This is a genomic window from Janthinobacterium sp. (assembly GCF_009923995.1).
GTDB lineage: Bacteria > Pseudomonadota > Gammaproteobacteria > Burkholderiales > Burkholderiaceae_D > Janthinobacterium.
On record NZ_RFSK01000032.1, the window covers coordinates 32,813 to 49,076 of the forward strand.

At 67.1% G+C, this 16,264-nt stretch carries 13 protein-coding genes and 1 riboswitch; of the genes, 2 read left to right on the top strand and 11 right to left on the bottom strand.

The features are described from left to right. Positions 1–122 precede the first annotated feature (122 nt). The gene (locus EBS11_RS16600; RefSeq protein ID WP_290604535.1) at positions 123–878 is read right to left on the bottom strand and encodes a class II aldolase/adducin family protein; all 756 of its coding nucleotides are present in this window, start codon (positions 876–878) and stop codon (positions 123–125) included. 229 nt (positions 879–1,107) lie between these two features. Here EBS11_RS16600 and EBS11_RS16605 point away from each other — a divergent pair, with 229 nt between their 5' ends. Next, on the top strand, positions 1,108–2,160 hold the full coding sequence (locus EBS11_RS16605) for an ABC transporter substrate-binding protein (RefSeq protein ID WP_290604537.1): 1,053 nt from the start codon (positions 1,108–1,110) through the stop codon (positions 2,158–2,160). Positions 2,161–2,226: 66 nt separating this feature from the next. Here the strand turns inward: EBS11_RS16605 and EBS11_RS16610 are convergent, their stop codons facing one another. The 5 genes from EBS11_RS16610 to EBS11_RS16630 all read right to left on the bottom strand — a co-directional run bounded on the left by EBS11_RS16610 (position 2,227) and on the right by EBS11_RS16630 (position 9,448). Then, entirely contained in the window at positions 2,227–2,727 is a 501-nt protein-coding gene (locus EBS11_RS16610) for a 6,7-dimethyl-8-ribityllumazine synthase (protein WP_290604539.1), read from the bottom strand. A gap of 171 nt (positions 2,728–2,898) precedes the next feature. Next, positions 2,899–3,060: riboswitch (FMN riboswitch) on the bottom strand. A gap of 74 nt (positions 3,061–3,134) precedes the next feature. After that, positions 3,135–5,510 carry a TonB-dependent receptor gene (locus EBS11_RS16615; protein WP_290604541.1) on the bottom strand — a complete coding sequence of 792 codons (2,376 nt, stop codon included), beginning with the start codon at positions 5,508–5,510 and terminating at the stop codon, positions 3,135–3,137. 222 nt (positions 5,511–5,732) lie between these two features. Then, entirely contained in the window at positions 5,733–6,887 is a 1,155-nt protein-coding gene (locus tag EBS11_RS16620; RefSeq protein ID WP_290604543.1) for an LLM class flavin-dependent oxidoreductase, read from the bottom strand. A gap of 33 nt (positions 6,888–6,920) precedes the next feature. Further along, positions 6,921–8,003 (bottom strand): LLM class flavin-dependent oxidoreductase, encoded by a 1,083-nt coding sequence (locus EBS11_RS16625; RefSeq protein ID WP_290604545.1) that lies wholly within the window; start codon positions 8,001–8,003, stop codon positions 6,921–6,923. A 236-nt stretch (positions 8,004–8,239) separates the two neighbouring features. Further along, positions 8,240–9,448, bottom strand: a complete 1,209-nt coding sequence (locus EBS11_RS16630) for a sigma 54-interacting transcriptional regulator (protein ID WP_290604547.1) — start codon at positions 9,446–9,448, stop codon at positions 8,240–8,242. A gap of 158 nt (positions 9,449–9,606) precedes the next feature. Between EBS11_RS16630 and EBS11_RS16635 the strand changes: the two genes are divergently transcribed. Then, positions 9,607–10,944: an LLM class flavin-dependent oxidoreductase gene (locus EBS11_RS16635; protein ID WP_290604549.1), complete on the top strand. Its 1,338-nt coding sequence runs from the start codon at positions 9,607–9,609 to the stop codon at positions 10,942–10,944. 4 nt (positions 10,945–10,948) lie between these two features. Here the strand turns inward: EBS11_RS16635 and hmgA are convergent, their stop codons facing one another. The 5 genes from hmgA to EBS11_RS16660 form a co-directional block, all read right to left on the bottom strand. Then, positions 10,949–12,253 (bottom strand): homogentisate 1,2-dioxygenase, encoded by a 1,305-nt coding sequence (hmgA, locus tag EBS11_RS16640; protein ID WP_290604551.1) that lies wholly within the window; start codon positions 12,251–12,253, stop codon positions 10,949–10,951. Beyond that, a complete protein-coding gene (locus EBS11_RS16645; protein ID WP_096235651.1) occupies positions 12,250–12,435 on the bottom strand; it encodes a DUF2783 domain-containing protein in 186 nt (61 codons plus the stop codon). The genes hmgA and EBS11_RS16645 overlap by 4 nt, the downstream gene beginning before the upstream one ends. A 12-nt stretch (positions 12,436–12,447) precedes the next feature. Beyond that, positions 12,448–14,127 (bottom strand): FAD-dependent oxidoreductase, encoded by a 1,680-nt coding sequence (locus EBS11_RS16650; protein WP_290604555.1) that lies wholly within the window; start codon positions 14,125–14,127, stop codon positions 12,448–12,450. A 21-nt stretch (positions 14,128–14,148) separates the two neighbouring features. Next, positions 14,149–15,504, bottom strand: a complete 1,356-nt coding sequence (locus EBS11_RS16655; RefSeq protein ID WP_290604557.1) for an MFS transporter — start codon at positions 15,502–15,504, stop codon at positions 14,149–14,151. A 218-nt stretch (positions 15,505–15,722) separates the two neighbouring features. After that, positions 15,723–16,121, bottom strand: a complete 399-nt coding sequence (locus tag EBS11_RS16660; RefSeq protein WP_290604559.1) for a DUF1842 domain-containing protein — start codon at positions 16,119–16,121, stop codon at positions 15,723–15,725. Between the last annotated feature and the right edge of the window lie 143 nt (positions 16,122–16,264).

The following is a 16,264-nucleotide window of genomic DNA, read 5'->3' on the forward strand; positions in this document are numbered from 1 at the left end:
ATCGTTCAAACAGCGACGCCTGACAAAACCGTCGCGAGCGGCAGCGCATGTGGCCGGGAAGCTGCCGTGCCTGGACACAGCGAGCATCACAGGCCGCAAGGCGCGACGCGCAGCAGGTTGGGTCAGGTATTGACCAGGTCGGTGGCGGGCAGCAGCGACAAGGCGCGCGCCGTGTCGATCAGCTTGCTCATCTTCCATTGCTGCAGCAGCACGCCGGGGCCGAAATCGCGCGAACCGCCGATGGCTTCGGCCGCGATCTGGATCTTCGCGCCCTCTTCCAGCAGCAGGATGAATTCGGCCAGCTTCAGCAAGCCCTGCTTGCCCCACACGGTGGCGCCGCCATTCGCTTCCAGGATGGCCGTGGCGTGCGTGTTGCGGGCGATTTCGCCGAGGATGAAATCGACTTCCGGCTGGCGGCGGTCGATATAGATGGGAATTTCGCGCACCAGCTGGTAGCGCTGCACGGGCACGTAGCGGATCGGCAGGGTGCGGTGCGTCTGCGCCCACGCGCCCAGCGACGGCGAATGCACGTGCGAGATCGACGTCACCTCGGGCCGTTCGCGGAACAGTTTTAAATAACGCGCGCCGCCGTTATTCGCGTCGCCCGCGAGCACCGTGCCATCCAGCGCCAGCACGGCCGCCTTCAGGGGCTGGCCGCGGCGGAACGGGCCAGGGTCGTTGACCACCACCACCTTGTCGCCGGCGGGCGTGCGCTCGACAAAGCCCACCGTGCCGTTGGCCGTCAGGCTGCCCGTCTCGCGCAGGCCGTCGAAGGCCGTCTGCGCATCGCGCCGTACCTGCTCCACGAAGGCCAGTTCGGCCGCCGTCAAATCCTGCGCCTGTACTTGTTGTGCTTCTGCTTGTGCCACGTCCGTCATGTCATGCTCCATTCAGTGTGAGGGGTTGGGATTGGCTGCATCTGCCCTCTACTTTCGCAAGACGCGTGCCAGCGCTGGAGCCGGGGGAAATGGTGGAGCGCTGCTGCCTGCGCAACAGCGGCTGCTGGCGCGGCAGCAGCGCTGGACGCGGGTGCTGTGGGCCAGCCAGCAAGCGGCGCGGGCACGTTTCCTGCACGGTTCAAGGCTCCACCCACCACGAAAGCATCCCATGACTACCGCAACCGTCCCCGCCGTCGATACCGTCTGGTTTACCCGCTGCCCCGTGCCCACGGCCACGGGCCTGGCCTACAAACTGGGCTGGCTGGACGAAGAATTCGCCCGCGACGGCATCGCGTTAAAGACCCTGCAGGAAGCAGGCGGCGAACTGGCGCGCCACCATTACGACCATGGCCTGTCCACGCTCGTGCGCGAAGGGGGCAACCTGCTGGCCCTGCCCGCCCGCGCGCAAGGAGCGCCCACGCGCCTGATCGGCCTGACCTGGATCGACGAATGGCAAGCCATCCTCGTGCGCCCCGGTTCCGGCATCACGGCGCCCGCGCAGTTGCAGGGCAAGCGCCTGGCGCTGCCCGTGTTCCGCGCCGAAGACTTGCGCGACAAACGGCGCGGACACAGCATCGCGCGCGGCATGAGCCTGGCCGGCTACAAGGGCGTGCTGGCGTCCGCCGGCTTGACGCTCGACGATGTGAAACTGGTGGAAGTGGGGGCCGACGCGCCAGCGCAAGCCAATCTGGGTGCAGGCCTGTGGCAGGGCATCGCGCCGCTGCTGCGCGGCGACGTCGATGCCGTCTACGTGAAAGGCGCGGCGGCGGCCGAAGCGGCCCGCGCGGCGGGGCTGGCGGTGGGCATCGATATCGACGCCCTGCCCGACCGGCGCTTCCGCGTGAATAACGGCACACCGCGGCCAATCACCGTGCATGCAACGATGCTGGAGCAGCATTTCGAGCTCGTCGTGCGCTTTTTGACGCAGACCCTGCGCGCCGCGCACTGGGCGCGCAGCCACCAGGCCGAGGTACTGGCCATCCTGCAGGGCGAAACGCGGGCCGGCGCCGATGCCGTGGCCGAAGCCTACCGCGACGGCTTCCACCTGGCCCTGGCACCCGACCTGTCCGAGGAAAAAGTGGCGCTGTTCCGCCAGCAGAAGGATTTCCAGCTGCAGCACGGCTTCCTCGACCGCGACGTCGATATCGATGCCTGGATCGACCGCCGGCCCCTGGAAGAAGCGCAGCGGCGGCTGGACGCGCTGCTGCGGCAAGCCGCATGAAGAAACGGGGCCAGCGCATGCACAGGCGCTGGCCCCGGGGACTACGGCATCAAGGCAGACGGCGCCCTAGGCAGCCAGCACCTCGTGCGGCGCGGCGGCCGGTTGCGCCAGCCGCTGCAGCGAACGGACGGTGGCCGCGCAAGCGGCGGCCAATTCCGCGCCCTTGACCTTGAAATGCTGGAAGTAGAATTCCTGGTGCTCGTGGCCCGCGTGGAAGTGGTGCGGGGTCAGCACGGCCGACAGCACGGGCACGCCCGTCGCCAGCTGCACCTGCATCATGCCGGAGATGACGGCATCGGCCACGAAGTCATGGCGGTAGATGCCGCCGTCGACCACCAGCGCCGAGGCGGCAATCGCCGCGTACCGGCCGCTTCTGGCCAGCACTTGTGCGTGCAGGGGGATTTCAAAGGCGCCGGCGACGTCGATGACGTCAATATCGCTCTCGGCGAAGCCCAGGGCCGCCATGTCGGCGATGAAGGACAAGCGGCATTGCGCGACGATGTCGCGGTGCCAGCCCGCCTGGATGAAGGCGATGCGCTTGCCCGGTGCTGCGTGTGCTTGTGACATACAAAAGACTCCTGTTTTTAAAAATGACAAAAAAACAGGGCATGGGATCGAAGGGGATATGACAGGCGCGTGAAAGCCACGCCCAACTGCGCATGCAGGCACGCGCGTCCGCGCACCGACGGCAATGCCGCCCATGCGCCGGGCGTCTGCCGGCACCAACACAATGATGCATCCCGCTCTCTCTTTATCCGGACTATACCGTCGGCCCCGGGATCGCACCGGGTCTGCTGACCTTGCCGGCCAGGTCCGAAGACCGCGCCGGCAAGCGCTCGCGGGCTAGGCACGCATGCCATTACCGCCGGTGGGGAATCGCACCCCGCCCTGAGAACGTTGCATGGCCACCGCACCGGGTGCGGCAGCCATGCCCGGCGACTATAGCATATCGCCCCTGCCCCTGCCCTGCGCGATCAGAACTGCACCGTGTACGAGGCGCCCACCGTGCGGCCCTGGCCGATGATCACCGTGTCGCCGTTGACGGCGCCCGGCACGAAGCTGGTGAGCGTGTGGTTGCGGTAGACCTTGTCGGCCAGGTTGTTGGCATACGCCGTGATGCGCTGCTTGCCGCCCGGGAGCACATACGACAGGCGCGCATTGGCCAGCGCGAAGCCGCCCTGGTTCAGCAAGCCGCGCGCGTCGCTTTGCGGGTCCACATAATAGTACTGCCTGGACGTGTAGCGCACGTCGCCGCTGAAGACCAGCTGCGCGCCATTGCCCAGCGGGTAGCGGTAATCGGCCGCCAGCAGGGCCGTCACGTGGGGGGAGCGCACGAATTCATTGCCGGAGCGGTCGCCGCCATTGTTCTGGATGGCGAAGTCGTCGAACTCCGTGCGCAGCAGACCAAGGTTGGCGTTGACGTGCAGGTTGTCCGTCGGCTGCGCCTCGACCTCGAATTCCGCGCCGTTGACGTGGGCCTTGCGCACGTTCTGCAGGTAGTTCACGCTTTGCGTGGGGTCGCCGTTGTACACGCCCGTGATATTCACCTGCACGTTCTTGTAGTCGTAATGGAAGACGTTGGCGTTGAAGTTGAGGCGTCCGTCCAGCCATTCGGACTTGATGCCCGCCTCGAACGAGTTCAGGGTTTCCGGCTTCACCGTGTTGAGCGCGCGCACGTCCGTGGCGCTCGTGTTGTAGCCGCCCGACTTGATGCCGTGCGCGTATTTCAGGTAGCCGCGCAGGGTGCGGCTGAAGCGGTATTCGGGCGTCACGTCATAGGTCAGCGCATTCCACGTGGTCGACGGATTCGACGTGAAGTTGTTGTTGGCGACCGAGGCGGCCGTGTAATTGCCGCCCTGGACCGTGTTCCACCAGTTCGCGGCATCGCCAAACGTCACCGAGTTCGATGCCGCCTGCACGCGCCGCAAATCGAGGTCCTTGGTTTCCGTCGTCCAGCGCAGGCCAAATGTGGACAGCAGCTGCTCGCTGAAATTGACGGTGGTGCTGCCGAAGATGGCGGCGCTGCGCGCCTTGTGCTGGTAGACGGTGCGGTTGTAGCCGACGGGCTGCGTGCTGCCCGCCAGCGCCGGCACAGTGCCGTTGGGCAGGCGCGCGCCGGCCGAGTCGGAGTCGATCTTTTCATTGAAGTAGAACAGGCCCGCCACCCAGCTCACGGCGCCGTTCTGCGGCGACGTCAATCGCAGCTCCTGCGACACTTGCCGGCTGCTGGCCTTCGAGCGGCTGCGGCCCACTTCCAGCGGCGTGTTGTCGCTGTCGCCCGTCGCCTCGTTGCGGAAGTTTTCATAGCCCGTGATGGAAGTGAGGGTCAGCTCGCCCAGCGCATATTCAAGGTTCAGCTGGGCGCCGCCCTGCTGCACGTCGCTGTCGGCCGGCGCATTCGTGCTCACGTCGTCGGGATTGGTGCTCGGAATATAGCCGTTGCGGTACACGCCATTGGCGCCGTAGCTGGCCACGGTGGTGGTGGCGCCCTTGGTCGTGTAGTCGCGGTAATGCAGGTTCAGATTGGCCGTCAGGTCGCGCCCGATCAGGGCCTTGAGCTGGCCGCGGATGGCGCTGTCCTTGAGCTTTCCATCGCGCTCGCCCGTAAACAGGTTGTGGAAGCGCCCTTCGCCCTGCTGCTCCGTGTGGAAGGACAGCCGCCCCGCCAGCACCTCGTCGACCAGCGCGCCGCCAATCGCGCCCTCGGCCAGGGTCGTGTCATAGCTGCCGTAGTCAATCTTGGCGTAGCCGCTGGACTTGAACGAGGGTTTGCGCGAAATCACATTGATGGCGCCGCCCGTCGTATTCTTGCCCCACAGGGTGCCCTGCGGGCCGCGCAGCACTTCCACCCGGTCCAGGTCGAACAGGGGAAAGCCCGTGGCGCTGGAATTGCTGATGTAGACGTCGTCGAGGTAGAAGCCGACGGGGTTCGGGAAGTCGACCTGCTGCTGGCCCGCGCCCACGCCGCGTATCCACCAGCGCGGGCGGCCATGCTGCTGCGTGCCGGCCGAGGCATTCGGCACGTAGTTGAGGATTTCGCTGGCCGAGCGGCCGATGCCCGTGTCGAGCAGCTCCTTGCCGCCCAGGACCGTGATCGCGCTGGGCACCTTCTGCGCCGATTCCTCGCGCTTTTGCGCCGTCACCGTCACCGATTGCAGCGAGGCGCCTTCGCCCGCGCCATTCGCGTCGGCCGTGGCATCGGCCACCACGGCGGCAGGCGTTTCGGCATGGCCCAGGCCTGGGGCGAGCATCAGGCCGCCGATGGCGAAGGCCGAGCGCAGCGCGCGGCGCAGCGGCGTCAGGCGAAAGGAGAAAGAGGAAAAGGCGGCGGGGGCAGTCGAACGGCGCATGGGTGGTTATCCTTGAGTAAAGTCAAAACGCGAGATGGTGATGACCTGTATTGCAAGGCGCATGCCCGCTGCCGCAGCGCAGCAAAATCGGACTCAAGTACTTGATTTCAAAGGAAGACTATCGAGATGATAGCGCTGTTGATTTGGCAGCAGGGGCGCCGCCCCGTGCTGCCTGCGCGACAGCAGGCCATGGCGCTGCTGTCGCGGCAACAGGTACGGGGGTCAGGCGGCGCGCAGGAGCGCCGCCGTATGTCCGCGCACGAGGGGCAGCACTTCCTCGCCCACCCGGTACGCTTCTTCCAGATGCGGCGTGCTGGCCAGGATGAAGGCGTCCGCGCCCAGCTGCACCAGCTCATCGAGGCGTTCGGCCACCTGCTGGTAGCTGCCGACGATGCCCTGCGTCTGCCCGCCGCGCAGCAGGTTGAAGCCGGACCAGATATTCGGCGCCGTGATCAGGTCCTTGTAGCTGCTCAGGGTCGTCGGGCGGTTGCCCCGCTGGCGCGCCGCGCCCACGGAATCGCCGCCATCCGCGCCGAGGAACTGGCGCAGGGTGGCCGCATCGACGGCCTCGAAGCCCTTGCGCACCTCGTCCCACGCCTCTTCTTCCGTGGCGCGGGCGACGATGTCGACGCGCACGGCGCACTTGATCTTGCGCCCCAGCAGTGCCGTCTTTTCAAGCACGCGGGCGAATTTCTCGCGCAGCTGCTCGAACGGCTCCAGCCACGTCAGGTAGTAATCGGCATGCTTCGAGGCCGAGCCGAGGGCCGCGTCGGACGAGCCGGAAAAATAAATCTCGGGGAAGTCCTGTTCCGACAACGGCGCGGCCAGGCCCGCGTCTTCCACCTGGTAGAACTTACCCTGGTAGGAAAATGGCCCGCCGCGCCACACGCCGCGCACCACGTCGAGAAATTCCGTCGTGCGCGTGTAGCGGTCGTCGTGGCCGGCCGAATCGCCCCACCACAGCTGCGCCGGACCGCCGCCGCCCGTGATCACGTTGTACAGGGCCCGCCCGCCCGTGGCCCGCTGCAGGCTGGCCGTCATGCGCGCAGCCACCACGGGATTCAAAAAGCCGGGCTGGAACGGGATCATGAAGCGGAAGGTGCGCGTTTCGCGCGCCAGCAGCGCGGAAATGGCCCACGGTTCGTCCGTCATGGGGAAGGACGGAATCAGGCCGCCCTGGAAGCCCGATATTTCCGCCGCGCGGGCGATTTCCGCCAGGTAGTCGATATAGCTGAAACCGTCGGCGCCGCCGCCACCAAGGCCGGCCTGGCGCAGGCTGTCATTGCCGGGAAACCAGTCGCCGCGAAACGGCGTGCGGGCGCGGTGCGAACTCGGTTCGCCATGCGTGGGGATGCGCCAGAAAAAGTCGATTGCCATCAGGGTACTCCTTCAGTAAGTGGATACGGGAACTCAGGCCGCCCGCTGCTGCGCGGTGGTCAGCGAAGCCCGCACGCGCGGCAGCACATGCTCGCCGATGCGGTAGGCTTCCTCGAAATGGGGGATGGCCGCCAGCACGAAGCTGGACACGCCCGCCTGCGCATACGCCTGCAGCGCAGCGCTGACCTGCTCGTAGCTGCCAACCAGGGCACCGTGGGCGCCCGTCTGCGCTTGCGCAAAGCCGGGCCAGAAGCCCGCCGCACCGGCATCGAACACCGCATCGGCGGGCAGTCCCGCCCCGCTGCGGTAGCGGCGCGCATCGCGCAAGGCTTCATCGAAGGTTTCGCGGGCCAGCACGTCGATGCGCAGGCCCGCCGCGACGGCGCGGCCCCGCTGGCGCGCCTGCGTCTGCAGACTGTCGATGGCGGGCCGCAGGTCCGCCACGGGCGCCGCATCGAACACATGCACGTCCGCCTGGCGCGCCGACAGGGCCAGCGCCTCGGGCGACTCTCCCGTCAGATAGATGCTGTTGACGAGGTGATGCGCCAGCGGCCCCTTGAAGCCGCCGTCCTGCACTTCGAAAAAGCGGCCCTTGAAGCTGAACGGCGACGTGCTTTGCACGCCGCGCGCCACCGTGATGAATTCATCGATGCGCGGCAGGATGTCGGCGTCCGGCGCCGCATCTCCCTGGCGCCGGCGCGCCGCCGCATCGCCGCCATGGCCGATCTGCCAGGCGAAGCGCCCGCCCGTGAAGCGCTGGAAGCTGACGGCGTTCTTCGCCGCATACACGGCCGAACCCCAGGCCGCGTCGAATTCGGCGATCAGCTTCAAATGCCGCGTGCTGCGGGCCAGATACCCTGCGACGATCCAGCTTTCATCGCCCTGCGTATCGTGGCGCACCTGGATGCCGTCGAAGCCGGACAGGTCCGCCGCGCGGGCGATCTGGTGCAGGTAATCGAAATAGTTGAACGGCGGACGCGCGCCGCGCGGGTCGCTCACGCCCGCCTGCAGGGGACTGGGCGCGCCGGCGGCCCGTTCGCCGCGGCGCGTGATGCCGGGCGCCGCGTAACGGCCGTCACCGCCGGTGGGCAATTGCCAGATGAATTCGATGGTCATGCATGGACTCCTGTCGTGGGTCGAAGAAAAGGCCGTACGCGCAGCGCGCAGGCCTGCCCTTCCCTCCTCGCAGAAAACATGCCATGCCGCGGACGCCCGCCGCTGCCCTCCGCTGTTGATTTGGCAGCAATTCCCTGCGTCCAGGACAGCAGCGTGCTGCGCGCGCAGCAGCCATGAAAAAAACCGGAGCCGCATCGCTGCGGGTCCGGCACGAAAGGGCTGGCGTGTTGCGGAGCCTAGTCGATGGCGCCCGCTTTTTTCAGGAAGGTGCGCAGGATGTTGCGGCTGATATTGAGGTGTTTCGCCGTGCGCACCTGGTTGCGCTCATTGCGCTCCCACGCGGCGCAGACCAGTTCCTGCTGCAAGGCTTCGAAGGCCACGGCCTCGCCCGAGTCCAGCAAGGCTTGCCAGGCGCGGGCGAAGCGCCCGGCCGCCAGCAAGTCATCCTGCCCGGCTGCGCCGTGGGCCGCATAGGCGATGTCGGCGCCGCCGGCCCAGGCGTCCGGCACGGGCACCGGGGCCGCCGCGGCGACGGCAGCCAGCGGCCTGTGCCAGCCCGACAGACTCAGGTCGTCGGCACGCACTTCACCGCTGCGGCACACGAGCAGCGCACGGTGGATGACATTTTCCAGTTCGCGGATATTGCCCGGCCACGGGTAGGCCAGCAAGGCTTGCTGCGCGTCCGCGCCCAGTTCCACCTCGCCCAGGTGCAGGCGCTGCGCGTAGATGGCCATGAAGTGGCGCGTCAGCGGCATGATGTCGCCCGGGCGCTCGCGCAGGGGACGCAGCGGCAGGCCGATCACCTGCAGGCGGTAATACAGGTCTTCGCGGAAGCGCCCGGCCCGCACGGCTTCGGCCAGGTCCACATTGGTGGCGGCGATCAGGCGCACGTCGATGGGAATGGCGCGCCGCGCGCCCAGGCGCACCACTTCGCGCTCCTGCAGCACGCGCAGCAGCTTGACCTGCATCGCCAGCGGCAGGTCGCCGATCTCGTCGAGGAACAGGGTACCGCCGCTGGCCGTCTCGAACCAGCCAGGCTTGCCCTGCTGGGCGCCCGTAAAGGCGCCTTTTTCATAGCCAAACAATTCGCTTTCGACGAGGGTTTCGGAAAACGCGCCGCAATTGATCGCCACGAAGGTCTGTTCGGCGCGCCCGCTCAAGCCGTGCACGTGGCGGGCGATCAGCTCCTTGCCCGTCCCCGTTTCGCCCGTGATCAGCACCGTCGCCTCGCTGGGGGCGATGCGCTCGATCAGCTCGTGCAGCTGGCGCGAGCGGGGATCGGCGAAGACGAAGGCCGTGGCCCGCACCAGCAGGCTCATTTGCTGCGGGTCGCGGAAGGCGACCAGCGCCTCGCCGCCGTCGCTGCCGTCGGCGGCACCGGCGCCCCGGGCAAGGTGGGCGCTGCGCGCGAAATCGCTGCTGAAATTGTGGGCTAAGAGTTCCATGGGCCGACTATACCGCGCTGCATCCGCAGGCGTGAACGAATGGTGCCGCGCTAGCTTATCCGGATTTTGCATATGCCGACGCTCGTTCCATGCTGGCCCGAAGCTTGCATGGTAAATAGGGAAACGCCCTGTCGCCAACCCACCACGGAGCTACTTCCATGCCAGCACGCCAGCTTGTCCTGAACGTCTTTTTGCAACGCCACGGCCACCATCCGGCCGCCTGGCGCCATCCATCCGCCAGCGCCAGCGGGCGGCCCGACCTGGCCTGGTGGCTGCGCGCCGCCCGGCTGGCCGAGGCGGCCAAATTCGACAGTTTTTTCGTCGCCGACTTCATCGGCCGCGCCGGCGACGTCACGCCCGAGACGGGACACGCCGCCGTCGGCCTGCCCTTCGAACCCTACACCCTGCTGTCGGCGATCGCCGCCGTCACCAGCCACATCGGCCTGATCGCCACGGTCAACACCAATTACGAGCACCCCTACCACGTGGCGCGCAAATTCAGTTCGCTCGACCACATGAGCGGCGGACGCGCGGGCTGGAACGTCGTTTCCTCGTTCGGCGAACACACGGCGCGTAACTTCGGGATTCCTGCGCCGCGCAGCCACGCGGAACGCTATGCGCGCGCCGATGAATTCGTCGCCCTGTCCAAGATGCTGTGGGATAGCTGGGATGACGACGCCTTCGACCATCCCGACCGCGCCGCCGGTCAGTTCTACCGGCCCGAAGCGGGCCACCCGCTGGACTTCCGGGGCGAGTATTTTGCCTCGCAAGGCTTGCTGGACTTGCCCCGCCCCGTGCAAGGCCACCCCGTGCTGGTCCAGGCGGGCAATTCCGGGACGGGCCGCGAATTTGCCGCGCGCCAGGCCGAGATGGTGTACTGCTCGGCGACCTCGCTGCCCGTGGCGCAGGCGTATTACGCGGACGTGAAGGGCCGCATGGCGAAGTACGGCCGCGCGCAAGACCAGCTGAAAGTCACGCCGGGCCTGTCCGTGGTGGTGGCGGACAGCGACCAGCAGGCGCAGGACCGGTTCGGCGAACTGCAGGACCTGGTCGACTTCGGCAATCTGGAATTCGGCGGCTTCGACTTGTCCGGCTATCCCCTCGATGGCCCCCTGCCCGACCTGCCCTACGAAGCGGGCGACAACGGCAAGGGGCGTTTCGCGCAGCAGCTGGAACTGGCGCGCCGGGAAAACCTGACCCTGCGCCAGCTGGTGCTGCGCTTCAGGGTCGCGCGCGGCCACCTGCAGGCCATCGGCTCCGTCAGGACGGTGGCCGACGTGATAGAGCAATGGTTCGTGGAACGGGGCGCGGATGGCTTCAACGTCGTGCCGCCCCTGCTGCCGCAGGGCTTCGAGGACTTTACGCGGCTGGTGGTGCCGGAACTGCAGCGGCGCGGCCTGTTCCGCACGGAATACGCGGCCAGCACCCTGCGCGGTCACCTGGGACTGGCGCGGCCCGCCAACCCGCACACAGTGGCGCGGGCGCGGGCCGCCTGACACTCTAGCCCTGATCCGGGTCGAAATGCTTGCGCAAGCCTTGCCAGCACGTGTAATAGTCACGTTGCAGCAGTTCGCTGTTCAAGGCGAACGGCGTGGGCTTGATCACGGTGCGCGTCTCGAACATGAAAGCCATGGTATCGCCCACCTTCACGGGCGCGGACGTGTCGCTGTGCGAGGCCTTGTCGAAGGTCTGCGCATCGGGGCCGTGGCCGGACATGCAGTTGTGCAGGCTGGCGCCGCCAGGCACGAAACCGGCCGCCTTGGCGTCGTACACGCCGTGGATCAGCCCCATGAATTCGCTGGCCACGTTGCGGTGGAACCACGGTGGGCGGAAGGTGTGCTCGGCGGCCAGCCAGCGGGGCGGGAAGATGGCGAAGTCGATGGCGCCCAGCTGGGGATTTTCGCTGGGCGCCTGCAGCACGAGGAAGATCGACGGGTCCGGGTGGTCGTAGCTGATCGAGCCGATGGTATTGAAGCGGCGCAGATCATATTTGTATGGCGCGTAATTGCCGTGCCAGGCCACCACGTCCAGCGGCGAATGGTCCAGCGTCGTGCGCCACAGGTGGCCGCCGAACTTGGCCACCAGCTCGCACTCGCCGTCGATGTCCTCGTAGGCCGCGTGCGGCGTGAGGAAGTCGCGGCTGTTCGCCAGGCCGTTCGAGCCGATGGGTCCCATGTCCGGCAGGCGGAAGGCCGTGCCGAAGTTTTCGCACACGTAGCCGCGCGCCGCGCCGTCCGGCAGGGTCACGCGGAAGCGCACGCCGCGGGGGATGACGGCGATTTCCTGCGGTTCCAGCTCGATCAGGCCCAGTTCCGTGGCGATGGCCAGCCGACCCTGCTGCGGCACGACCAGCAGTTCGCCGTCGGCCGAATAGAAGAAGCGCTGCATGGAACGGTTGGCCGCGTACACGTGGATGGCGCAGCCGCTCATCGTTTCGGCGCTGCCATTGCCCGCCATGGTCTGCCAGCCGTCGATGAAGTCCACGGGCGTGGCGCTGTCGGGCAGCGGCAGCGGGTCCCAGCGCAGCTGGTTCGGCGGCGTCGGCGGCATGGCGTGGAAATCGCCGACGATGCGCGTATTTTCCAGCAAAGCGAATGGCGGATGCTGGCTGGCGGGACGGATGCGGTACAGCCACGAGCGCCGGTTCTGCGCGCGCGGCGCCGTGAAGGCCGTGCCCGAAAGTTGTTCCGCGTACAGGCCCAGGGGTGCCTGTTGCGGCGAATTCTGCCCCTGCGGCAAGGCGCCGGGCACGGCTTCCGTGGCAAACTCGTTGCCGAAGCCGCTCTGGTAGCCGGCGCCTATCATGCGCTCTCCGCCAGGCCGTCGGCCGCGTCGCGCAGCAAGCCCTGCACCACGTCGGCCTTGCCGATGGCGCCCATGGCCAGCAGGGCGAAGCGGGCCAGGAACAGGGGCGAGCGCTGTTCGCCCAGGCCGCCCATGGTGTGGCACAGCTCGGTGTACAAATTATCCAGTTCGATGTCGGTCATGTTGTCTCCTTGTTACTTTGATTGGGCGATGCCGGCCGCCGCCAGCGCCCGCGCCACCTGCCCTGCCTGCACTTGCCGCCAGCGCCCCAGCACGTGGCCGTCCGGGCGCACGAGGTAAAACGTGCCGGGCCGGGCGTCGAACAGCGAGAATACCTGCGCCGTGTGGTCCCAGGCGCACTCTTGCGCCCCATTGCGGCAAATCGCCACGGTCGTCAATGGCAAGACATCGCCCAGCGCCAGCAGTTCCGCCGGCACGGCGCCATCCTCGCTGAAGTACAGGCCCGTGAAATCGCCATCCGCGCGCGCCACCAGATCGGTAATATACGCCGCTTTTTGCCCGCCGTTGTGCCGCAGCGCCAGCGGACACTCGGGCAGGACCGTGCCCGGCGCGGGGCCGGCCGCAAACCCGCCGATATCTGGCCCGTTCAGGGGCGACTGCGCGTACGCGATGGCGCTCGTCTGGCGCGGGTTGATCAGGGAGCGCACGTGCGCATGCTTGCCCGCCAGGCCCAGCACGGCCGTGCGCATGAGATCGAAGGCAAACGTGGGCGGCGCCATGAATTCCGTGCTTTTCGTGCCGTGGCGCAGGTTTTCACGGGCCGCGTAGACGCGCTCGTCCGAATAGCTGTCCAGCAAGGCCTGCGGCGCCCGGCCCTGGACGACGTAGGCCAGCTTCCAGGCCAGGTTGTCCGCGTCGTCAATGCCCGAGTTCGCTCCCCGCACGCCGAAGATGGGCACGAGGTGGGCCGCATCGCCCGCGAACAGCACGGGGCCGTGCCGGTATTTTTCCAGGGTCAGGGCATTCGCCTTGTAGATGGTGATCCACACGGGATGCCACGGCGCCGTCTCGCCCATCATGGCCAGCAGGCTGTCCACGCGGGGCGCCACGTTTTCCAGCAGCACGGCCGCCTGCGCATCCTCGTCGTCGCGCAATTGATAGTCGATGCGCCAGATATCGTCGGGCTGCTTGTGCACCAGCACGGTCGAGCCGGGATTCGATGGCGGGTCGAAATAGGCGAGGCGCTCCGTGGGGCGCCCGCTCTTCAAATGGATGTCGACGATGACATAGCGCCCTTCATAGCTGGTGCCCTGCAACTTCAGGCCCAGCGCCTCGCGCACGGCGCTGCGCCCGCCGTCGGCCGCCACCAGCCAGTCCGTCTCGATTGTATAGGTGTCATCGGGCGTGGCCACGGTGACGGTGGCGCCATCGGCGCGCTTGTCCACGCCCGTGACCCGCGTCTGCCAGCGGATATCGATCAATTCCGGCTGGCGTTCGGCCGCGTCGAGCAGGAATTGCTCGATATGGTATTGCGCCAGGTTGACCATGGGCGGCAATTTCTGCTGCGCGTCTTGCGGCATCGTAAAGTGCAGCACTTCTTCCTCGCGGTAAAAGCTGCGCCCGCCCGCCCACGGCAAGCCCTTGACGAGAAAACCGTCCAGCGCGCCCAGGCGTTCGATGATTTCCAGGCTGCGCCGCGAGATGCAGATGGCGCGGCTGCCCGTGCACACGCCATCGTCCGCTTCGATCAGCACGCTGCGCACGCCGTGGCGGGCCAGGCCCAGAGCCGTGGCCAGCCCTACGGGGCCGCCGCCGACGATGAGGACGGGCACGTGCTGCGTGGCGGCGCCGGCCGGCTTACCGGGCGGATAGACTTTCGCCACGTGGGGATAAGGGTGGAAGGTAGCGCTCATGATGTTTCCTCTTCAACAATATTATTTGCTGCCGCGGGCAATGGGCAGGGTCAGCACGATGGCCGCGCCCGCCACCAGCAGCACGCTGGCATACAGCAGGCCCGTGGCAAAGCTGTGCGTGATGTCCTTCAGCCAGCCCACGACGACGGGATTCAGGGCCGAACCGATATTGCCCGTGGCATTGATGACGGCGATGCCGATGGCGCGCGCCCCCAGGCTCAGGGCCCGGTCCGGCGTCGTCCAGAAGACGGACATGGCCGTGTAGGCGCCCGTCGAAGCCATGCACACGCCCAGCAGCTGAACGATGGGGCTGCTTGAGCAGGCGGTGCACAGCCAGCCGGCCGCCGACAGCAGCATGGGCCACACGATGTGCCAGCGGCGCTCCTGCAGGCGGTCCGAGCGGCGGCCCCAGGCGATCATGCCGATGACGGTGCACACTTGCGGGATGGCGGCCAGCAAGCCAATCTGTGTGTTGCTGGCGTCGCCGCTGAAACTTTTCACGATCAAGGGCGTCCACACGGCCACCATCGCCAGGGTGTTCACCAGGCAGAAATAGGCGATGCCGAATTTCAATACGGTGGGCGAGCACATTTCCGCCAGCACCGAGGTTTTCGCTGCTGCCGCGGCGTGCGGCGCCACGGGTTTCTGCTCGGCCGCCAGCATGCGCGCCAGCACCTGCCGTTCCAGCTTGCTCAGCCAGTTCGCCTTGGCGGGCGCGTCATCGAGGTAGCCGAACACGGCCAGGCCCAGCAGCACGGACGGCATGCCTTCGAGCAAAAACAACCATTGCCAGCCCTTCAAGCCCCAGTGCCCATCGAGGCCCAGGATCAGCCCCGACAGGGCCGAGCCGATGGCGGCCGTGACGGGCATGGCGATCATGAACAGGGCATTGGCCCGCGCCCGGTAGGCGCTGGGGAACCAGTAGGTCAGGTACAGCAGCATGCCGGGCAAGAAGCCCGCCTCCGTCACGCCGACGAGAAAGCGCAGCGCATACAGGCTGGCCGGGCCGCTGGCGAACAGGGTCGCCGTCGAGGCCAGGCCCCAGGCGATCATCATGGCGCCGATCCAGCGGCGCGCGCCGATGCGCGCCAGCACGATGTTGCTGGGAATGCTGCAGGCGATGTAGGCGATGTAGAACAGGGTCGTGGCAAAACCGAACTGGGTGCCGGACAGGCCCAGGTCCTGCATCATGGTCAAGCCGGCAAAGCCGATGTTGATGCGGTCCAGAAAGGAAAACACGAACAGCAGGAACAAGAATCCCAGCAGGTGGCGCGATACCTTGCGCATGAGCTGCTGTTCCAGCTGGACAGTGGCCGCGTCGGCGACGGGCGCATGGGGGGCGGGTGTGGCGGGGGTGGCCGCCTGGGCGATGGTCATGCTGGTCTCCATAAGGTGTCGCCCTCCCCTTGTTGTTGTTCTGGGGTGAGAGCGGCCGGATGCTCCGGCGTGCGACACAGTATGCAGACGTCTACGACCATGGCTGTCCCCATTTTGGGGACAGACGCCGGCCGGAAGGAGTAGAAAACGCACGCAAAAACGGCGGCGCCCCCGGAAAGGACGCCGCCGCCAGGCTTGCCCGCCGTCAGCGGACGGGTCTAGCCGCGTTTCTTGATGGGCACGTTGTTGACCTTTTGCTGGTCATAGCTGAAGGAGCCGTGGCCGCTCCAGTTGTTGTCGGTGACAAAGGTGGCTTCGAACTTGGCCAGGTAGCTGCCGATGGCCGGTGGCGTGGCGGAAACGACGTACTCGCCGCTCAGGCTGAACACGCGCGTGGCGTTGCCCAGGCCCAGGCCGTGCACGGGGCCGCTGACGGGGCGGATCACCACGCGGCCATGCGGCGGCGTGATCGATTGCGTGATCAGCGCTTCGCCGCTGACGGTGCCGTCGTCGGGATTGTAAAACAGGGCCAGGTTCAGGATCGGTGCGCCAGGCAAGCCGAGATTGCCGGCGGTCAGAAAGACGTGTTCTACCGCATTCAGTTCAGATGAGGACACAATGGACTCCTTCGGGGAACGATGCATGAGCCATGAATTCCGGAGATCGCGGAGCGCGACAGGCACTGGCTACCAGCCTTGCTGATGGCCGCCCGGCGCATCAACACTCTGCAGGCAGCATAGTCCCTATTTTCGTAGCAATA